The organism is Streptomyces sp. NPDC023541 (genome assembly GCF_055559995.1).
Map to the genome: position 1 here is coordinate 47748 of NZ_JBVHJO010000002.1, position 18405 is coordinate 66152.

Genomic DNA, 18405 nt, shown 5'->3' on the forward strand with positions numbered 1-18405 from the left:
GCCAGAGAAAGAGGCACAGCCATGAGCACGCAGCCGCGCGGACCCGTCGACTCCTCCCGCATCCCGCGCTACGCGGGCCCGGCCACCTTCGCCCGGCTGCCCCGCCTCGACGAGGTCGGCTCCGCCGATGTCGCCGTCGTCGGCGTGCCCTTCGACTCCGGCGTCTCCTACCGCCCCGGCGCACGCTTCGGCGGCAACGCGATCCGTGAGGCCTCGCGCCTCCTGCGCCCCTACAACCCGGCGCAGGACGCCTCCCCCTTCGCCCTCGCGCAGGTCGCGGACGCCGGTGACATCGCGGTGAACCCCTTCAACATCAACGAGGCCGTGGAGACGGTCGAGGCCGCCGCCGACGAACTCCTCGCGGGCGGCTCCCGCCTGATGACCCTCGGCGGCGACCACACCATCGCCCTCCCGCTGCTGCGTTCGGTCGCCAAGAAGCACGGCCCGGTCGCGCTGCTGCACTTCGACGCGCACCTGGACACCTGGGACACCTACTTCGGCGCCGAGTACACCCACGGCACCCCGTTCCGCCGCGCCGTCGAGGAGGGCATCCTCGACACCGAGGCCCTCTCCCACGTCGGCACCCGCGGCCCGCTGTACGGCAAGCAGGACCTCGACGACGACGCGAAGATGGGCTTCGGCATCGTCACCTCGGCCGACGTCTACCGCCGCGGCGCCGACGAGGTCGCCGACCAGCTGCGCCAGCGCATCGGCGACCGCCCGCTCTACATCTCCATCGACATCGACGTCCTGGACCCGGCGCACGCCCCCGGCACCGGCACCCCCGAGGCGGGCGGCATGACCTCCCGCGAGCTGCTGGAGATCATCCGCGGACTGTCCTCCTGCAACCTCGTTTCCGCCGACGTGGTCGAGGTGGCCCCGGCGTACGATCACGCCGAGATCACCTCGGTCGCGGCCTCGCACACCGCGTACGAGCTCACCACGATCATGAGCCGTCAGATCGCGGCGGCGAAGGCCAAGTAAGAGCCACGCAAGAAGGGCACCACACACCCGTGACGCACGACCACGACCTGGTACTCCGTCCCACCGAGGCCCAGACGGCCGCCGCCCTGGCCCCGCCGCCGGGGCGGACGGGCGGGGACCTGGTCGTGGAGACGCTGCGTTCGCTGGGCGCCACCACCGTCTTCGGACTGCCGGGGCAGCACGCCCTGGGCCTCTTCGACGCGGTGGGGCGCTCCGACCTGCGCCTCGTCACCCTCCGGGTGGAGAACAACGCGGGCTTCGCGGCGGACGCGTACGGCCGTGTCACCGGCGAGGCGGCGCCCCTGCTGCTGTCCACCGGCCCCGGCGCGCTGACCGCCCTGCCGGCCCTGGCGGAGGCGGCGGCGGCCTCCGCCCCCGTCCTCGCCATCTCGTCCCAGGTCCCGGTCGCCGGCCTCGGCGGCGGGCGCCGCGGCCACCTGCACGAGCTGCGCGACCAGGCCGCGTCCTTCCGGGACGTGGTCAAGTCCGTCCACGAGGCGCGCAGCCCCTCCCAGATCCCCTCGGTGATCGCCGAGGCCTGGGAGTCCGCGCTCACCGCTCCGCACGGCCCCGTCTGGGTGGAGATCCCGGAGGACGTCCTGCGGTCGGAGACGATCGTCCCGCAGGTCACGGGCACGGACGCGATCCCGCACGAACTCGCCCCCCGTCCCGAGCTGACCGCGGTGGCGGCCCACTGGCTCTCACACGCCTCCCGCCCGGTGATCATCGCCGGCGGCGGGGTCGTCCGCTCGGACGCGTCCGGCAAGCTCAGGCAGCTCGCGGAGCGCCTGAACGCACCCGTGGTCACCACCTTCGGCGGCAAGGGCGCCTTCCCCTGGACGCACCCGCTGTCCCTCCAGTCCTGGCTGGAGGACCGCCACATGACGGACTTCCTCGAAGACGCCGACGTGCTCCTCGTCGTCGGCTCGGGCCTGGGGGAACTGTCGTCGAACTACCACACGTTCCTCCCCACGGGCCGGGTCGTCCAGATCGACGCGGACCTCGGCAAGCTGGAGGCCAACCACCCGGCCCTGGGCATCCACGCGGACGCCCGCCTCGCCCTCCAGGCGCTGCTGGAGACGGTGTCCGAGCGGCAGGACGACCACGCCCCCGAGCGGGTCCGGATGGTCCTGGAAGACATCGCGGCCCGCCTCGCGGACCAGGACCTGGCCCTGGAGCAGTCCCTGCTGACCTCGATCCGGTCAGCGCTGCCGGCCCGCTCCCCGTCCTTCTGGGACATGACGATCCTGTCCTACTGGGCGTGGTCGGCCTTCGACCCCAAGCACCCCAACACCATGCACTCGGCCCAGGGAGCCGGCGGTCTCGGCTACGCCTTCCCGGCGGCCCTCGGCGCGTGCGTCGCCGAGCCCGGCACCCCGGTGCTCGCCGTCTCCGGGGACGGCGGGGCGATGTACTCGCTCGCGGAGCTGGCCACGGCCCGGCAGCACGACCTGGACGTCACCTGGCTGATCGTGGACGACGGCGGCTACGGCATCCTGCGCGAGTACATGACCGACGCCTTCGAGGGCCGCACCACGGGCACGGAGCTCACCCGCCCCGACTTCACCGCCCTGGCGGAGTCCTTCGGCGTTCCGGCGGCCACGACGACCCCCGAATCCCTGACGACCGACCTCAGCAAGGCCCTCGCCGCCCCGGGCCCCTCGGTCCTGGTCCTCCCGGCCACCCTCAGGATGTTCGCCCCCACCCACCTCTGACCCCCCGGGGGGCGGCGGCGTGCGACCCGGGCGGCCCAAAGGCGGGGCTCCCCGGGTGCGCCGGAGCCGAGCTGCGTACACGTTCGAATGGTTGCGGCGGGATGAAATCCGCCGGTCGGGGCGTTCCCGCTTCCGGCAGGACAGGACCGAACGGGGAGGCCTACGTGGCGGCGGCACAGACAGCGGCGGGGGAGAAACAGGGCTGGGCCAAGAGGCTGGCCGCCTACACCTGGCGGTACAAGGCCAACGTGCTGCTCGCGCTCGGCTCCTCCCTGGCGGGCATGGCCGTCATGGCGCTCGTACCCCTCGTCACCAAGGTCATCATCGACGACGTCATCGGGGACCGGACCAAGCCCATGGGCCCCTGGGCCGGGATGCTCATAGCGGCCGCCCTGCTCGTGTACGCCTTCACCTACATACGCCGGTACTACGGCGGACGCCTCGCCCTCGACGTGCAGCACGACCTGCGCACCGACATGTACGACACCATCTCCCGGCTCGACGGGCGGCGCCAGGACGAGCTGTCCACCGGGCAGGTCGTCGGACGCGCCACCACCGACCTGCAGCTCATCCAGGGCCTGCTCTTCATGCTCCCGATGACGATCGGGAACTTCCTGCTCTTCGGGATATCCCTTGGGATCATGCTGTGGCTGTCGCCGCTGCTGACCGTCGTCGCGCTGCTGATGGCCCCGGCGCTCTGGTTCATCGCCAAGCGCAGCCGCAAGAAGCTCTTCCCCGCGACCTGGTACGCGCAGGGCCAGGCCGCCGCCGTCGCGGGCGTCGTCGACGGGGCCGTGACCGGCGTACGCGTCGTCAAGGGCTTCGGGCAGGAGGAGCAGGAGACCGGCAAGCTCCGCGAGGCCGGGCGCCGGCTCTTCGCCGGACGGCTGCGGGCCATCCGGCTCAACTCCCGCTACACCCCCGCCCTCCAGGCCGTGCCCGCGCTCGCCCAGGTGGCCATGCTGGCCCTCGGCGGCTGGATGGCCACCGAGGGGCAGGTCACGCTCGGTACCTTCGTCGCCTTCTCCACCTACCTCGCGCAGCTCGTCGGCCCCGTCCGCATGCTCGCCATGGTCCTCACCGTCGCCCAGCAGGCCCGCGCCGGCGTGGAGCGGGTCTTCGAGCTCATCGACACCGAGCCCGCGATCGCGGAGGGCGAGCACGAACTGCCCGCCGACGCGCCCGCCACCGTCGAGTTCGAGGACGTCCACTTCGGCTACGACCCCCGGCGGCCCGTCCTCGACGGGTTCTCGCTCTCCGTGGCGGAGGGCGAGACCGTCGCCGTCGTCGGTGCCTCCGGCAGCGGGAAGTCCACCGTCTCGCTCCTGATGCCGCGCTTCTACGACGCCGACCGCGGCACCGTCCGCATCGGCGGCCACGACGTCCGCGAGCTGACCTACGCGTCCCTGCGCGGCGCGATCGGCCTGGTCCCCGAGGACTCCTTCCTCTTCTCCGACACCATCCGCGCCAACATCGCCTACGGGCACCCGGGCGCCACCGACGAGCAGATCGAGGCCGCCGCCCGCGCCGCCCAGGCCGACGGGTTCGTCCGGGCCCTGCCCGCCGGGTACGACACCAAGGTCGGCGAGCAGGGCCTGACCCTCTCCGGCGGCCAGCGCCAGCGCATCGCGCTGGCCCGGGCGATCCTCACCGACCCCAGGCTGCTGCTCCTCGACGACGCCACCTCCGCCGTGGACGCCCGTGTCGAGCACGAGATCCACGAGGCCCTGCGCGCGGTCATGGCCGGCCGGACCACCGTGCTGATCGCCCACCGCCGCTCCACGCTCGCGCTGGCCGACCGGATCGCCGTACTGGACCGCGGGCGGCTCGCCGAGATCGGCACGCACGAGGAGCTGGAGAAGCGCTCGCCGCTCTACCGCAGGCTGCTGACCGACCCCGACGCGCTCGGCGCCGGCTCGCCGCGGACCCCGGACGCCCTCGCGATGGCCGAGTTCGAGAGCGATCTCGACCGCGACCTCGAACGCGACATCGAGTTCGAGGCCGAGATCGACTCCGAGCCCGTCAACGCCAAGCGCAGGGTTCCCGCCGGGATCACCCCCGAGCTGTGGCGCCGCCGCGACGAGCCCGGAGCGGCCGCCGCCGCCGGCGCCCCCGCCGCCGCTGCAGGCGGGATGCCCGGAGCCGGCCACTCCATGGCCGGTGCGGTCGCCGGAATGCCCGCCACCCCCGAACTGCTCGCACAGGTGGCCGCGCTGCCGCCCGCCGACGACCGGCCCGACGTGGACGAGAGCCGCGCCGCGGCCGCCGAGGAGAGCTACGGCCTGCGCCGCCTGCTGAAGGGGTTCTGGGCGCCGCTCGCCATCAGCCTCGCGCTCGTCGCCGTGGACGCGGGCGCCGGACTGCTCCTGCCGATCCTGATCCGCCACGGCATCGACCAGGGCGTGGAGCAGGCCGTGCTCGGCGCCGTCTGGGTGGCCGCCGGCCTCGCCCTCGCGGTGGTCGTCGCCCAGTGGGCCGCGCAGGTCGCCGAGATCCGGATGACGGGCCGCACCGGCGAGCGCGTCCTGTACTCGCTGCGCGTCAAGATCTTCGCCCAGCTCCAGCGGCTCGGCCTCGACTACTACGAGCGCGAGCTGACCGGCAAGATCATGACCCGGATGACCACGGACGTGGACTCGCTGTCGACGTTCCTGCAGACCGGGCTGGTCACGGCCGTCGTCTCCGTCTTCACCTTCTTCGGGATCCTGGTCGCCCTGCTCGTCCTCGACGTCGAGCTCGCGCTGATCGTCTTCGCAACCCTGCCCGTCCTGGTCGTCGGGACGATCGTGTTCCGCCGCAAGTCCGTCGCCGCCTACGAGCTCGCACGCGACCGGGTCAGCCTGGTCAACGCCGACCTGCAGGAGTCCGTCTCCGGTCTGCGGATCGTCCAGGCCTTCCGCCGCGAGGGCTCCGGCGCCACCCGCTTCGCCGAGCGCAGCGACTCCTACCGCCAGGCCCGCATCCGCGGCCAGTGGCTGATATCGGTCTACTTCCCGTTCGTGCAGCTGCTGTCCTCGGCCGCCGCGGCCGCCGTGCTGATCGTCGGCGCGGGCCGGGTGGAGGCCGGGACGCTCACGACCGGCGCACTGGTCGCGTACCTGCTCTACATCGACCTGTTCTTCGCCCCGGTCCAGCAGCTCTCCCAGGTCTTCGACGGCTACCAGCAGGCCACCGTCTCCCTCGGCCGCATCCAGGACCTGCTGCGCGAGCCGACCACCACCCCGCGGCCCGAGGACCCGCGCGACATGCCCGCGCTGCGCGGGGAGATCGCCTTCGAGAACGTCCGCTTCCAGTACGGGACGGCCCACGAGCGCGGCGAGAACGGCGAGGCCCTGGCCGGCATCAGCCTGCGCATACCCGCGGGCCAGACCGTCGCCTTCGTCGGCGAGACCGGCGCCGGAAAGTCCACCCTGGTCAAGATGGTGGCGCGGTTCTACGACCCGACCTCCGGCCGGATCACCGTCGACGGCGCCGACCTGAGGGAGCTCGACCTGACGGCGTACCGCCACCGGCTGGGTGTCGTCCCCCAGGAGTCGTACCTCTTCCCGGGGACCGTCCGCGACGCCATCGCCTACGGGCGGCCGGAGGCGAGCGACGCCGAGGTGGAGGCCGCCGCCCGCGCGGTCGGCGCCCACGCCATGATCGCCACCCTCGACGGCGGCTACCTGCACACCGTCGCGGAGCGGGGCCGCAACCTCTCCGCGGGACAGCGCCAGTTGATCGCGCTGGCCCGCGCGGAGCTCGTCGACCCGGACGTGCTGCTGCTCGACGAGGCCACCGCCGCCCTCGACCTGGCCACCGAGGCCCAGGTCAACCAGGCGACGGACCGGCTCGCGGGCAAGCGCACCACGCTGGTGGTGGCGCACCGCCTGACCACCGCCGCGCGCGCCGACCGGGTCGTGGTCATGGACCGCGGCCGCGTCGTCGAGGACGGCTCCCACACCGAACTCCTGGCGCGCGGCGGCCGGTACGCCGAACTGTGGCGCACCTTCGTCGGGGAGGACGAGCCCGCAGCGGCCTAGCGGGCGGGCCGTGGCGGCCCCGGGGATCAGAACTCGCCGAACAGCAGGTTCCCCGGGGCGTCCTCGTCGGTGCCGGTGTAGTACTCGCGTACCGCGCCGAGCAGTTCGTCCACCGTCAGGGTGCCGTCCCCGTCCGCGTCGATCCGGCGGAACAGCGCCTCGGTGTGGGCGGGGCTCAGGTCGGTGCCGAAGGCCTCCTGCGCCCGGTGGAACTCCTCCGGGCTGATGCGCCCGTCGCCGTCGGTGTCGACGATCGTGAGGATCGCCCGCATCATCGGACGGAACGAACGGTCGTAGGCCGGCCCGCCCTGCGCGTACAGCCGGGTCATGCCCGCCTTGTACTCCTCGGGCGTGACCTTGCCGTCCCGGTCGAGGTCCAGCTCGGTGAAGAGGTCCTGCCAGAAGTCGGCCAGCCCGCCCATCACCAGGGTGGCCTTGGGTGAGTCGGCGGGCTCCGCGAGGGCGGTCAGCAGCCGCGAGCCGAGCGCGATGATGTCGTCGGCGTCGATCACCCCGCTCCGGTCGGCGTCCAGGTGCGTGAAGGCGCGCTCCAGCTTGCGGTCGAGCAGGTCGTTCGTCATGTGAGTGCCTTTCACGGCTACGTCCACGTCCGCGGGTGCGAACGCGGGTACGTTGTGCGGGCTTGCGGTCACCTAGCGTAATCTCCCGTCGGATCGCGAACTCCCCTACCCCGGGCGGGCAGTTGCGGATGCACCCGTACGAGGGAGGGGCGGCCCCCGGCGGGCGGCCGGGTCCTCGGCCGACGCAACCTTCCGGCGCGTCCGGGCGTCGTACGTGCGTGCGCACTTCGTCCGTGTGCACGACCGATCGGGGGGCTGGATGGTGCAGGGGTGGAGCGGGCGGGGCCGTCGGGCCGCGCCTCTGGGAGCGCTCACAGCGGCCCTGTGGCTCTGTGTCGGCGGACTGTTCGCCGGGTCGCCCGTCCAGGCGGCGAGCGGCGGGTGCGCGGGCCGGCTCGCGCGCACGGTGGCCTTCGGCGAGGGGGAGCTGCGCGTCTACAAGAGCCGCAACCAGGCCTGTGCGATGACCGTGGCCCGGACGTCCGGCGAGCGCCGGCGGATGGCGGTGAGCATCCAGCCGCGCGGCGGTGCGCCGGTGCGCGACGCGGGGCGATTCACCCGGTATGCCGGACCTGTCACCGTAGGGGCGATCAGCCGCTGTGTGTATGTAAAGGGGAGCTTGGGGGCCGGTTCGGCCGACTCCGGCTGGATCCTGTGCTGAGGGACAGTCCCAACTGGGTCTGTTCAGCGGCGTGTTGGCCCGGCTAGGTTCACGGCGACCGAAGTGAACTCAAGGGGAGGGCGAATGCGCAAGACGCTCGGATGGCTGCTGTCGCTCGTGGTGCTCATCGGCACCATGGGTGCGGCCGGCTCCACGGCACAAGCGGCCACCGCCGCGGAGCCGACGGCCGCCGCGGACATCAAGGACCAGATCCTCGGCATTCCCGGGATGAGCCTGATCGAGGAGAAGCCGTACCCCGGCTACCGATTCTTCGTGCTGAACTACGAGCAGCCGATCGACCACCGGCAGCCGTGGAAGGGCACCTTCAAGCAGCGCCTGACCCTGTTGCACAAGGACGTCTCGCGGCCGTCGGTTTTCTTCACCTCCGGCTACAACGTCAACACCAGCCCGCGCCGCAGCGAGCCGACGACCATCGTCGACGGCAACCAGGTGTCCATGGAGTATCGATTCTTCACTCCCTCCCGGCCCGACGCGGCCAACTGGGCCAACCTGGACATCTGGCAGGCCGCCAGTGACCAGCACCGCGTCTTCACCGCCCTGAAGAAGATCTACAAGAAGAACTGGCTGGCCACCGGCGGCAGCAAGGGCGGCATGACGGCCACGTACTACGAGCGCTTCTACCCGCGCGACATGGACGGCGTCGTCGCGTACGTCGCGCCCAACGACGTCGTCAACAAGGAGGACTCGGCCTACGACCGGTTCTTCGCCAAGGTCGGCACCAAGGAGTGCCGCGACAAGCTGAACGCGGTGCAGCGCGAGGCCCTGGTGCGCCGTGAGCCGCTGGAGGCCAAGTACGCGGCGGCCGCCGCCGAGAACGGCTGGACCTTCACCACCGTCGGCAACCTCGACAAGGCCTACGAGGCCGTCGTCCTCGACTACGTGTGGGCCTTCTGGCAGTACAGCCTGCTGGCCGACTGCGCCTCCGTCCCGGCCGCCGCCACCGCGAGCGACCAGGAGATCTGGGACTCGATCGACGCGATCTCCGGCTTCTCCGCCTACACCGACCAGGGCCTGGAGACGTACACGCCGTACTACTACCAGGCGGGGACCCAGCTCGGCTCCCCGGACATCAAGCAGCCGCACCTGGGCAACCTGAGCCGCTACGGCTACCAGCCGCCGCGCAACTTCGTGCCCCGCGACATCCCCATGGCCTTCCAGCCGGGAGCCATGGCCGACATCGACACGTGGGTGCGCGACCACGCGAACCAGATGCTGTTCGTGTACGGGCAGAACGACCCGTGGGGCGCCGAGCCGTTCCGCATCGGCTACGGGGCGCGCGACAGCTACGTGATGACCGCGCCGGGCGCCAACCACGGGGCGAACGTCGCCAAGCTCCTCGACGGCGAGAAGGCCCTCGCGACCGCCAAGATCCTCCAGTGGGCCGGGGTGGCCCCGGCCGCCGCACTCGCCGACGCGGGCCGGGCGGCCCCGCTGGCGGCCCCGGACGCCGAGCTCGACCGGCGCGACCTGGAGCGCGAGCCGCAGCTGCGCCCGTAAGGGCCTTGCGGCTGTGAGGGACGAGGGCGTGTCCGCACCCGTGCGGGCGCGCCCTCCGCCGTGTCCGCGGCCGGTCTCACGCGTCGAGCGAGAGCCCGTGCCCCAGCGAGTAGCGGCCGGGGACCGGCACGGGCAGACGGCCCGCGGGCCGCGCCGCCCCGGTCAGGACCCGGGCCGCCGCCCGCATCTCCGCGTCCCCCCACGAGTACGTCGCGAGTTCGGCCGCGCAGGCCGGCAGCCGGGCCGGGTCGTAGGGGTTGCGGAGCGCCACCAGGACCACCGGCACGCCGGTGGCGATCAGGTCCGTCACCAGGGTGCGCTGGGGGCTGTCCCCCTCGGGGACGTTGTACGTGCACACCAGCACCGCGGCGTTGCCGGCCGCCGCGGCCACCGCGCGCACAGGCGCCACCGCCGTGGCCCTGCAGCCCAGCGCGGTCAGCTCCCGGGCCAGGACGACGGTGGGCGGGCCGGTGGTGCCGCTGGGGGAGACCGGGTCCGTCCCGGTGACCAGCAGCCGCGGCGCGGCCTTGGCGTCGACCGGCACCAGGGCGGCCGGGTTCGCCAGCAGGGTCGTGGTGGCGGCCGCGATCCGGTCGGCGGCGTCGAGGTGCTCGCGCACGCCCACGACCGCGTCCACCGCCGCGGCCGAGGGGTACGCCTCGTCGAACAGCCCCCGGCGCGACTTCACTTCCAAGATCCGCAGCACCGACTCGTCGATCCGGGCCTCCGTCAGCTCGCCGGACCCGACGGCCGCCAGCACGCTGCGGTGGGCGAGCGGCAGGTCCGGCGGGTTCAACAGCTGGTCGCAGCCCGCCAGGAGGGCCAGTACGGGCACGCGGTCGTCGCCGTACTTCTGGCGGACGCCGGCCATGTCCAGGGCGTCGGTGACCACCACCCCCTGGAAGCCGAGGCGTTCGCGCAGGATGCCGGTGACGATCGGCCGGGAGAGGGTCGCCGGATCCCCCGAGGGATCGAGCGCGGGGAAGACGATGTGCGCCGTCATGACCGCGTCCACGCCGGCCTCCACCGCGGCCCGGAAGGGCGGCTCGTCCAGCTCCTCCCACTCGGCGCGGGTGTGCCGCATGACCGGCAGGCCGACGTGGCTGTCGGTCTCGGTGTCCCCGTGGCCGGGGAAGTGCTTGGCGGTCGCGGCCACCCCGGCACCCTGGTAGCCGCGCACCTGCGCGGCGGCCAGTCCCGCGACGGCGCGCGGGTCGGAGCCGAAGGAGCGTACGCCGATGACCGGATTGGCCGGGTTGACGTTGACGTCGGCCACCGGGGCGTAATCCTGCCGGATGCCCATGGCGGCCAGCTCGGAGCCCGCGATGCGGGCCGCGCGCCGGGCGTCGGCGGCGGAACCGGAGGCGCCGAGCGCCATCGCCCCCGGGAAGAGCGTGGCGGGCCTGCCGATGCGGGCCACGGCGCCGTGCTCCTGGTCGGTGGAGAGCAGCAGCGGGATCCGGGCGCCGGAGGTGAGGGCCGCCTGCTGGAGGCCGGTCGACAGCGCGGCGATCTGCTGCGGGGTGCGGGTGTTGTGGGCCCAGGCGAAGTAGACGATCCCGCCGAGGTGGTAGCGGGAGACCAGCTCGGCGGCGGTGCGCACACCGAACATGGCCTGGTTCTGTTCGGCGTCGGCCGGGTCGGGTGCGGTTGCCGAATGCCCGTACGCCCGGGAGACGAAGAGCTGCCCGACCTTCTCGGCGAGGCTCATCCGGTCCACGGCGCGCCGGAGGCCGGCCCGGTCGGGCCGGCGGCCCGGAGGCCCTTCGGGATTGAGGGCGTCGGCGATGTCGGCGGCGGCGGTGCGGGCGGTGCCCGAGGCGGCCGCGACCGCCCCCGCGGCCGTGGCGGCGGCCGCGGCGAGCAGGGTCCGGCGGGAGGCGTGGTTCGGCACGGGCCGGACCCTACCGGTGCCGTCCGGGCGCCGCCGGGCGTGTCGGGGCGTGTCGCCCCGTGGGGCCTGCCTGTCCGGGGTGCCGGGTCGCAGGTGCCGGCGGGGCCGGCCACGCGCCGGGGGGTGTCTCCTCGGGCGCCGCACGTGGCGGGGCGGTGTGCGGGGCGGTTGCGTCCGGCGCCCTGAGGGGGCACCCCCGGCACACACCCGTCCGCGTAGGGCCCGGCCCGCGGGTACCGGTGGGCGTCCGTCGCAGGACACGCCCCAGGACGTGTCCTTCGGATCTTGTCGGCCGGGCCCGCGTTGTCCGGGGCCGTGCCCCGACACGTCCTAGCTGCGTGCCGTCCAGTGGTCCTGGAGGGTGCGGACGGTTTCGGTGATGGCCGGGCGGCGGGCGGCTCCGGCGCGCCACAGGGCGTACAGCCTGCGGACGGGACCCGGTTCCAGCGGTACGGCCACGGCACCCGGCGGCAGGGTGCCCGTGCCGAGCCGGGGGACGACCGCCACTCCCAGTCCGGCCGCGACCAGGGCGACGATGGTGTGGTTCTCCTCCGCGACGTGCGCGATGTCGGGCTCGAAGCCGGCGGTGCGCAGCGTCCGCATCAGCCAGTCGTGGCAGACCCGGCCGGGCGGCTGGCACACCCAGCGCTGGCCGCCGAGGTCCGAGCGCCGGACGGTCCCGCGGGTGGTGAAGGGGTGGCCGGCCGGTACCACCAGGTCGCAGAGGTCGTCCCCGATGGGGGCCTGTTCCACTCCCTCGGGGGCGGGCAGCGGGGCGATGTCCCAGTCGTGGGCCACCGCCAGGTCGGTGACGCCGCGGGCCACCAGGTCCACCGACAGGTGCGGGTCGACCTCGGTGAGGCGTACGTCCAGTGCCGGGTGCCGGTGGGCCAGGTCGGCCAGCACTCCCGGCAGCAGCCCCCGCGCGGCCGAGGCGAACGCGGCGACCGTGAGCAGCCCGCTCGGCTGCCCGCGGCGCTCCTCCAGGGTGGTCTCGGCGCGCTCCACGATCGCCAGCAGCTCCTGGGCGGTGTCGGCCAGGTGGCGGGCCTCCTCGGTGAGGGCGACCCCGCGCCCGCGCCGCTCCAGCAGGGTGGTTCGGGTCTCCCGTTCCAGCTTGGCGATCTGCTGCGAGACCGCGGAGGGCGTGTAGCCGAGGGCGGCCGCCGCGCCCGCGACCGAGCCGTGTACGGATACGGCGTGCAGGGCGCGCAGCCGGGCGAGATCGAGCATGTCCTCATCCTATTCGTTAGCGATGCTTCATCGGTCAAGGAAGGGATTCGTGCTGGTGCTTCATGGTTCGTCGAGGTGATGCTCGGTGCATGCGTCCCGTACACACCGCCCTCGCCGTGCTCGTCGCCGCCGTCTGGGGCTTCAACTTCGTGGTGATCGAGATCGGACTCGACCATTTCCCGCCCCTGTTGCTGTCCGCGCTGCGCTTCCTCGTCGCCGCCCTGCCCGCCGTGTTCTTCGTCGGGCGGCCCAAGGTGGCCTGGAAGTGGATCGCGGGAGTGGGGATCGCCCTCGGCATCGCCAAGTTCGGCCTGCTCTTCACCGGCATGGACGCGGGGATGCCGGCCGGGCTGTCCTCCCTGGTCCTGCAGGTCCAGGCCGTCTTCACCGCCGTCCTCGCCGCCGTCGTGCTCCGCGAGCGGCCGGGCCGGGTGCGGGTGACCGGCATGGCAGTGGCGCTGGCCGGGATCGCGGTGGCCGCAGTGGACGGGGGAACCTCCGGGCCGGTGCTCGGCTTCACCCTCGTCGTGGCGGCCGCCGCCTGCTGGGGCGTCTCCAACGTCCTGACCCGCAAGGCCTCCCCGCCGGACGCGCTGAACTTCATGGTGTGGGTGTCCACGGTGCCCGTGGTGCCGCTGTTCGCACTGTCGCTGCTCCTGGAGGGCCCCGAGCGGGACCTGGCCGCGCTGCGGGCCCTGGACTGGTCCGGGGTCGGCGTCATCGCGTACGTCGCCTGGGTCTCGACCGTCTTCGGCTTCGGGGCCTGGGGCTACCTGCTGCACCGCTACCCGGCCTCGTCGGTGGCCCCCTTCAGCCTGCTGGTGCCGGTCTTCGGGATGTCCTCGGCGGCCCTGGTGCTGGGGGAACAGGTGTCGGGCCTGCGCTGGGTGGCGGCGGCGCTGCTGGTGGGCGGGGTGGCGCTGACGTCACTGGCCCCCGCGCGGCCCCGGGCCCGTACCGCGGCCGTCAGCGCCGGGAGGGCTCCTGCAGGGGCAGGCGCCAGTCCTGCCCGATGAGGGAGACCCCGTACGAGCGGTGCGGCCGTTCGGCGACCAGGGTGAACCCCGCCCGCAGGTAGAGCTCGCGGGCGGCGGTCAGCACGTCGTTGGTCCACAGCACCAGCTCGCGGTAGCCGACCGAGCGGGCGAAGGCGACGACCGTGTCGACCAGCAGGCCCCCGATGCCGCGGCCGCGCCCCTCCGGGTCGACCAGAAGCAGCCTCAGCCGGGCGGTGCCGGGTGCGCCGTCCTCCCGTACGCACATCACCGAGCCCACCGGGCGGCCGTCCAGCTCGGCGATCCACACCCGTTCCAGGTAGGGGTCGTGGTCCTCGGCGAAGTCGGCGACGATCCGGGCCACCAGGCCCTCGAACTCGGCGTTCCAGCCGTACTCGGCGGCGTACAGCGCGCCGTGCCGCTGCACGATCCAGCCCAGTTCGCCGGGCCCCGGATCGCGCAGGCGCACCGCCTTCGCCTCGGGGTCCTCAGGCGTCCGGGATGCCGTGGGCGTGTCCATGGCGCCCGAGGATAGCGCGCGGGGGCGGGGCGAGACGGCGTTGGCGACGGGCCGGCTCAGCCTGGCCGGCACCCCGGCCATCACGATCTCGTTCAGCAGCGGTCGTCACCGAGCTCGCCCAGCACGTCGTCCTGGAATGAAGATTCGCTCATGCCCGAAACGCTACTTCTGCGCCGATTCGCCGGCACCTCGGGTAGGCGTTGGGTAATGGAAACGTAAATCTGCGACTCCGGATGCAACCCTCCCGGGGGGGTCGCGGGTCGTATGGTGCGTCGGCACTTCCGGGGAGGGATCTGGGGGGATCGGGAAGTCCGACGAGGGAGGGGTAACCGTGAGGGGGTCCGGCCGTGAGGCGGGACCCCCTTCGCGCTGTCCACAGGCCTGACGGGATGTCGGCGCCGCCCGGTAGTTTCGGGTCATGGCAACGGACGGGGCACCTGCGGCGGTGCAACTGGCGGTGGTCGAGGGCGTGCTCGAGCGCATCACCTACGCCAACGAGGACAGCGGCTACACGGTCGCCCGCGTCGACACCGGCCGCGGCAGCGGCGACCTGCTCACCGTGGTCGGCTCCCTGCTCGGGGCGCAGCCCGGCGAATCGCTGCGCATGGAGGGCCGTTGGGGCTCCCACCCGCAGTACGGCCGGCAGTTCAGCGTGGAGAACTACCGCACCGTCCTGCCCGCCACCGTCCAGGGCATCCGGCGCTACCTCGGCTCCGGCCTGATCAAGGGCATCGGCCCGAAGATCGCCGACCGGATCGTGGAGCACTTCGGCACCGACACGCTCGACGTGATCGAGGCCGAGCCGAAGCGGCTCATCGAGGTGCCCGGGCTCGGCCCCAAGCGGACGAAGCTGATCGGGGCGGCCTGGGAGGAGCAGAAGGCCATCAAGGAGGTCATGGTCTTCCTGCAGGGCGTCGGCGTCTCCACCTCCATCGCGGTGCGCATCTACAAGAAGTACGCCGACGCTTCCATCTCCGTCGTCAAGAACCAGCCCTACCGGCTCGCCGCCGACGTGTGGGGCATCGGCTTCCTCACCGCCGACCGCATCGCCCAGGCCGTCGGGATACCGCACGACAGCCCCGAGCGGGTCAAGGCCGGGCTGCAGTACGCCCTGTCCCAGTCCACCGACCAGGGCCACTGCTTCCTGCCCGAGGAGAAGCTCATCGCCGACGGCGTCAAGCTGCTCCAGGTCGACACCGGGCTGGTGATCGAGTGCCTGGCCGAGCTGGCCGCCGACCCGGAAGGCGTCGTACGGGAGTCCGTGCCCGATCCGCAGGGCGGCCCCGATCCGCTGACAGCCGTGTACCTGGTCCCCTTCCACCGGGCCGAGCTGTCCCTGGTCGGGCAGGTGCGCCGGCTGCTGAACGCCGAGGACGACCGGATGCCGTCCTTCCAGGACGTGGACTGGGACAAGGCCCTCGGCTGGCTCGCCGGGCGTACGGGGGCCGCGCTCGCCCCGGAGCAGCGGGACGCGGTCAAGCTGGCGCTGACCCGCCGGGTCGCGGTCCTCACGGGCGGCCCCGGCTGCGGCAAGTCCTTCACCGTGCGCTCCATCGTCGAGCTGGCCCGGGCCAAAAAGGCCAAGGTGGTGCTGGCCGCGCCCACCGGCCGGGCGGCGAAGCGGCTTTCGGAGCTCACCGGGGCCGAGGCCTCCACGGTGCACCGGCTGCTGGAGCTCAAACCGGGCGGGGACGCGGCGTACGACCGGGACCGGCCGCTGGACGCCGACCTGGTCGTGGTCGACGAGGCCTCGATGCTGGACCTGCTGTTGGCCAACAAGCTGGTCAAGGCCGTGGCGCCGGGTGCCCACCTGCTGCTGGTGGGGGACGTGGACCAGCTGCCGTCGGTCGGCGCCGGGGAGGTGCTGCGCGACCTGCTCGCGGAGGGCGGCCCGGTGCCCGCGGTGCGCCTCACCCGGATCTTCCGGCAGGCCCAGCAGTCCGGCGTGGTCACCAACGCGCACCGGATCAACACCGGTGTCCGGCCCATCACCGACGGGTTGCCGGACTTCTTCCTCTTCCCCGAGGAGGACACCGAGGCGGCGGGTGTGCTGGCCGTGGACGTGGCGGCCCGCAGGATCCCGGCCCGGTTCGGCCTCGACCCGAGACGGGACGTCCAGGTGCTCGCCCCCATGCACCGCGGCCCGGCGGGCGCGGGGAACCTCAACGGGCTGCTCCAGCAGGCGATGACCCCGGCCCGGCCCGACCTGCCGGAGAAGCGGTTCGGCGGCCGGGTCTTCCGGGTGGGCGACAAGGTCACGCAGATCCGTAACAACTATGACAAGGGCGCGAACGGCGTCTTCAACGGCACCGTAGGTGTCGTCATCGGCCTGGACGTCGACGAACAGCGCCTGACGGTGCGGACGGAGGAGGACGAGGAGATCGGCTACGAGTTCTCCGAGCTCGACGAGCTGGCCCACGCCTACGCCGTCACCATCCACCGCTCCCAGGGGAGTGAATATCCCGCGGTGGTGATCCCGGTCACCACCGGCGCTTGGATGATGCTCCAGCGGAATTTGCTCTACACCGCGGTGACCAGGGCGAAGAAATTGGTCGTCCTCGTCGGGTCCCGGAAAGCCCTCGGCCAGGCGGTGCGTACCGTTTCCGCAGGCAGGAGGTACACGGCGGTCGCGCCACGGCTGTCCGGACGGATACCGGTGGGAAACATCACCTAGATGATCGATCATTTGGGGTTCCCGCCGCCGTGCGGAGGGGGCAGGATGAACAGGTTGGCGGCACTCAGTGCCGTCGAAAGCACCAAAGGCCGACCCCGAGTGCACTCTTCTGCGCCAAATGGGGGAAGGTAGAGGCAGTCAGGGCACCTCGAAGAAGAGGCACTACGTCGGTGAGGGATGACGTGAGCGACAACTCTGTAGTACTCCGGTACGCGGACGGCGAATACACCTACCCGGTGGTTGAGAGCACCGTCGGCGACCAGGGCTTCGACATCTCGAAGCTGCGGGCCCAGACGGGGCTCGTCACGCTGGACAGTGGCTACGGCAACACCGCCGCCTACAAGTCCGCGATCACCTACCTCGACGGTGAGCAGGGCATCCTGCGTTACCGCGGCTACCCGATCGAGCAGCTGGCGGAGCGCTCGACCTTCATCGAGGTCGCCTACCTGCTGATCAACGGTGAGCTGCCGACCGTCGACCAGCTCGCGTCGTTCCGCAACGAGATCACCCAGCACACGCTGCTGCACGAGGACGTCAAGCGCTTCTACGACGGCTTCCCGCGCGACGCCCACCCGATGGCCATGCTGTCCTCGGTGGTCAGCGCGCTGTCGACGTTCTACCAGGACAGCCACAACCCCTTCGACGAGACGCAGCGCAACCTCTCGACGATCCGGCTGCTGGCCAAGCTCCCGACGATCGCGGCCTACGCGTACAAGAAGTCGGTCGGCCACCCGGTGGTCTACCCGCGCAACGACCTCGGCTACGTCGAGAACTTCCTGCGCATGACCTTCTCCGTGCCGGCCCAGGAGTACGACCTGGACCCGGTCGTCGTCTCCGCGCTCGACAAGCTGCTGATCCTGCACGCGGACCACGAGCAGAACTGCTCGACCTCCACCGTCCGTCTGGTCGGCTCCTCGCAGGCGAACATGTTCGCCTCGATCTCCGCCGGCATCTCGGCCCTGTGGGGCCCGCTGCACGGTGGCGCCAACCAGTCCGTCCTCGAGATGCTGGAAGGCATCAAGAACGACGGCGGCGACGTCGACGCCTTCATCCGCAAGGTGAAGAACAAGGAAGACGGCGTCCGCCTCATGGGCTTCGGACACCGCGTCTACAAGAGCTTCGACCCCCGGGCGAAGATCATCAAGGCGGCGGCGCACGACGTCCTCTCGGCGCTCGGCAAGAGCGACGAGCTGCTCGACATCGCGCTCAAGCTGGAAGAGCACGCGCTGGCCGACGAGTACTTCGTCTCGCGCAACCTCTACCCGAACGTGGACTTCTACACCGGTCTGATCTACCGGGCCATGGGCTTCCCGACCGAGATGTTCACCGTGCTCTTCGCGCTCGGCCGGCTCCCCGGCTGGATCGCCCAGTGGCACGAGATGATCAAGGAGCCGGGTTCCCGCATCGGCCGCCCGCGCCAGATCTACACGGGCGAGGTCCTGCGCGACTTCGTTCCCGTCGAGGCCCGCTGACCCGAGGCTCTCGGGCGCCGCGTACGACTGCGCGGCGCCACCCAGGCGCACGAGGCGCCACCCAGGCGCACGAGGCGCCACCCGGGCACACGAGAAGCGCCCCGCCGTCGATCCCCCCACGGGTCGACGGTCGGGG

Annotated in this window: 10 protein-coding genes and 1 pseudogene; 7 read left to right on the forward strand and 4 right to left on the reverse strand. The window is 72.4% G+C overall.

Going from position 1 to position 18405, the window contains the following annotated elements:
- Nucleotides 1–21: 21 nt before the first annotated feature.
- The 3 genes from speB to ACZ3X1_RS04230 all read left to right on the forward strand — a co-directional run bounded on the left by speB (nt 22) and on the right by ACZ3X1_RS04230 (nt 6721).
- On the forward strand, nt 22–984 hold the full coding sequence (gene speB / locus ACZ3X1_RS04220) for an agmatinase (RefSeq protein WP_030032703.1): 963 nt from the start codon (nt 22–24) through the stop codon (nt 982–984).
- Between the two features lie 29 nt (nt 985–1013).
- Nucleotides 1014–2699, forward strand: coding sequence for a thiamine pyrophosphate-binding protein (locus tag ACZ3X1_RS04225; protein ID WP_356810124.1), 1686 nt, complete (start codon nt 1014–1016; stop codon nt 2697–2699).
- Between the two features lie 164 nt (nt 2700–2863).
- Complete coding sequence (locus tag ACZ3X1_RS04230) at nt 2864–6721, forward strand: ABC transporter ATP-binding protein (protein ID WP_467276405.1); 3858 nt, start codon at nt 2864–2866, stop codon at nt 6719–6721.
- A 26-nt stretch (nt 6722–6747) separates the two neighbouring features.
- Here the strand turns inward: ACZ3X1_RS04230 and ACZ3X1_RS04235 are convergent, their stop codons facing one another.
- Nucleotides 6748–7302: an EF-hand domain-containing protein gene (locus ACZ3X1_RS04235; protein ID WP_362632340.1), complete on the reverse strand. Its 555-nt coding sequence runs from the start codon at nt 7300–7302 to the stop codon at nt 6748–6750.
- A 745-nt stretch (nt 7303–8047) separates the two neighbouring features.
- Between ACZ3X1_RS04235 and ACZ3X1_RS04240 the strand changes: the two genes are divergently transcribed.
- Nucleotides 8048–9481, forward strand: a complete 1434-nt coding sequence (locus ACZ3X1_RS04240) for a S28 family serine protease (RefSeq protein WP_467276412.1) — start codon at nt 8048–8050, stop codon at nt 9479–9481.
- A gap of 76 nt (nt 9482–9557) precedes the next feature.
- Here the strand turns inward: ACZ3X1_RS04240 and ACZ3X1_RS04245 are convergent, their stop codons facing one another.
- Together ACZ3X1_RS04245 and ACZ3X1_RS04250 are read right to left on the reverse strand one after the other, a co-directional pair.
- Nucleotides 9558–11375: a glycoside hydrolase family 3 protein gene (locus tag ACZ3X1_RS04245; protein WP_467276415.1), complete on the reverse strand. Its 1818-nt coding sequence runs from the start codon at nt 11373–11375 to the stop codon at nt 9558–9560.
- A 330-nt stretch (nt 11376–11705) separates the two neighbouring features.
- A complete protein-coding gene (locus ACZ3X1_RS04250) occupies nt 11706–12608 on the reverse strand; it encodes a LysR family transcriptional regulator (RefSeq protein WP_467276418.1) in 903 nt (300 codons plus the stop codon).
- Nucleotides 12609–12697: 89 nt separating this feature from the next.
- Between ACZ3X1_RS04250 and ACZ3X1_RS04255 the strand changes: the two genes are divergently transcribed.
- Nucleotides 12698–13624 carry an EamA family transporter gene (locus ACZ3X1_RS04255; RefSeq protein ID WP_467276421.1) on the forward strand — a complete coding sequence of 309 codons (927 nt, stop codon included), beginning with the start codon at nt 12698–12700 and terminating at the stop codon, nt 13622–13624.
- Here the strand turns inward: ACZ3X1_RS04255 and ACZ3X1_RS04260 are convergent.
- Nucleotides 13575–14072 (reverse strand): annotated as a pseudogene (locus ACZ3X1_RS04260) (GNAT family N-acetyltransferase); the annotation flags it as partial. The gene ACZ3X1_RS04255 and the pseudogene ACZ3X1_RS04260 sit on opposite strands and share 50 nt — an antisense overlap.
- Before the next feature lie 469 nt (nt 14073–14541).
- On the opposite strand from ACZ3X1_RS04260, the gene recD2 reads away from it, so the two are divergent.
- Complete coding sequence (gene recD2 / locus ACZ3X1_RS04265; protein ID WP_362632334.1) at nt 14542–16797, forward strand: SF1B family DNA helicase RecD2; 2256 nt, start codon at nt 14542–14544, stop codon at nt 16795–16797.
- A 182-nt stretch (nt 16798–16979) separates the two neighbouring features.
- A complete protein-coding gene (locus ACZ3X1_RS04270) occupies nt 16980–18269 on the forward strand; it encodes a citrate synthase (RefSeq protein ID WP_030029946.1) in 1290 nt (429 codons plus the stop codon).
- The last annotated feature ends 136 nt before the right edge of the window (nt 18270–18405 follow it).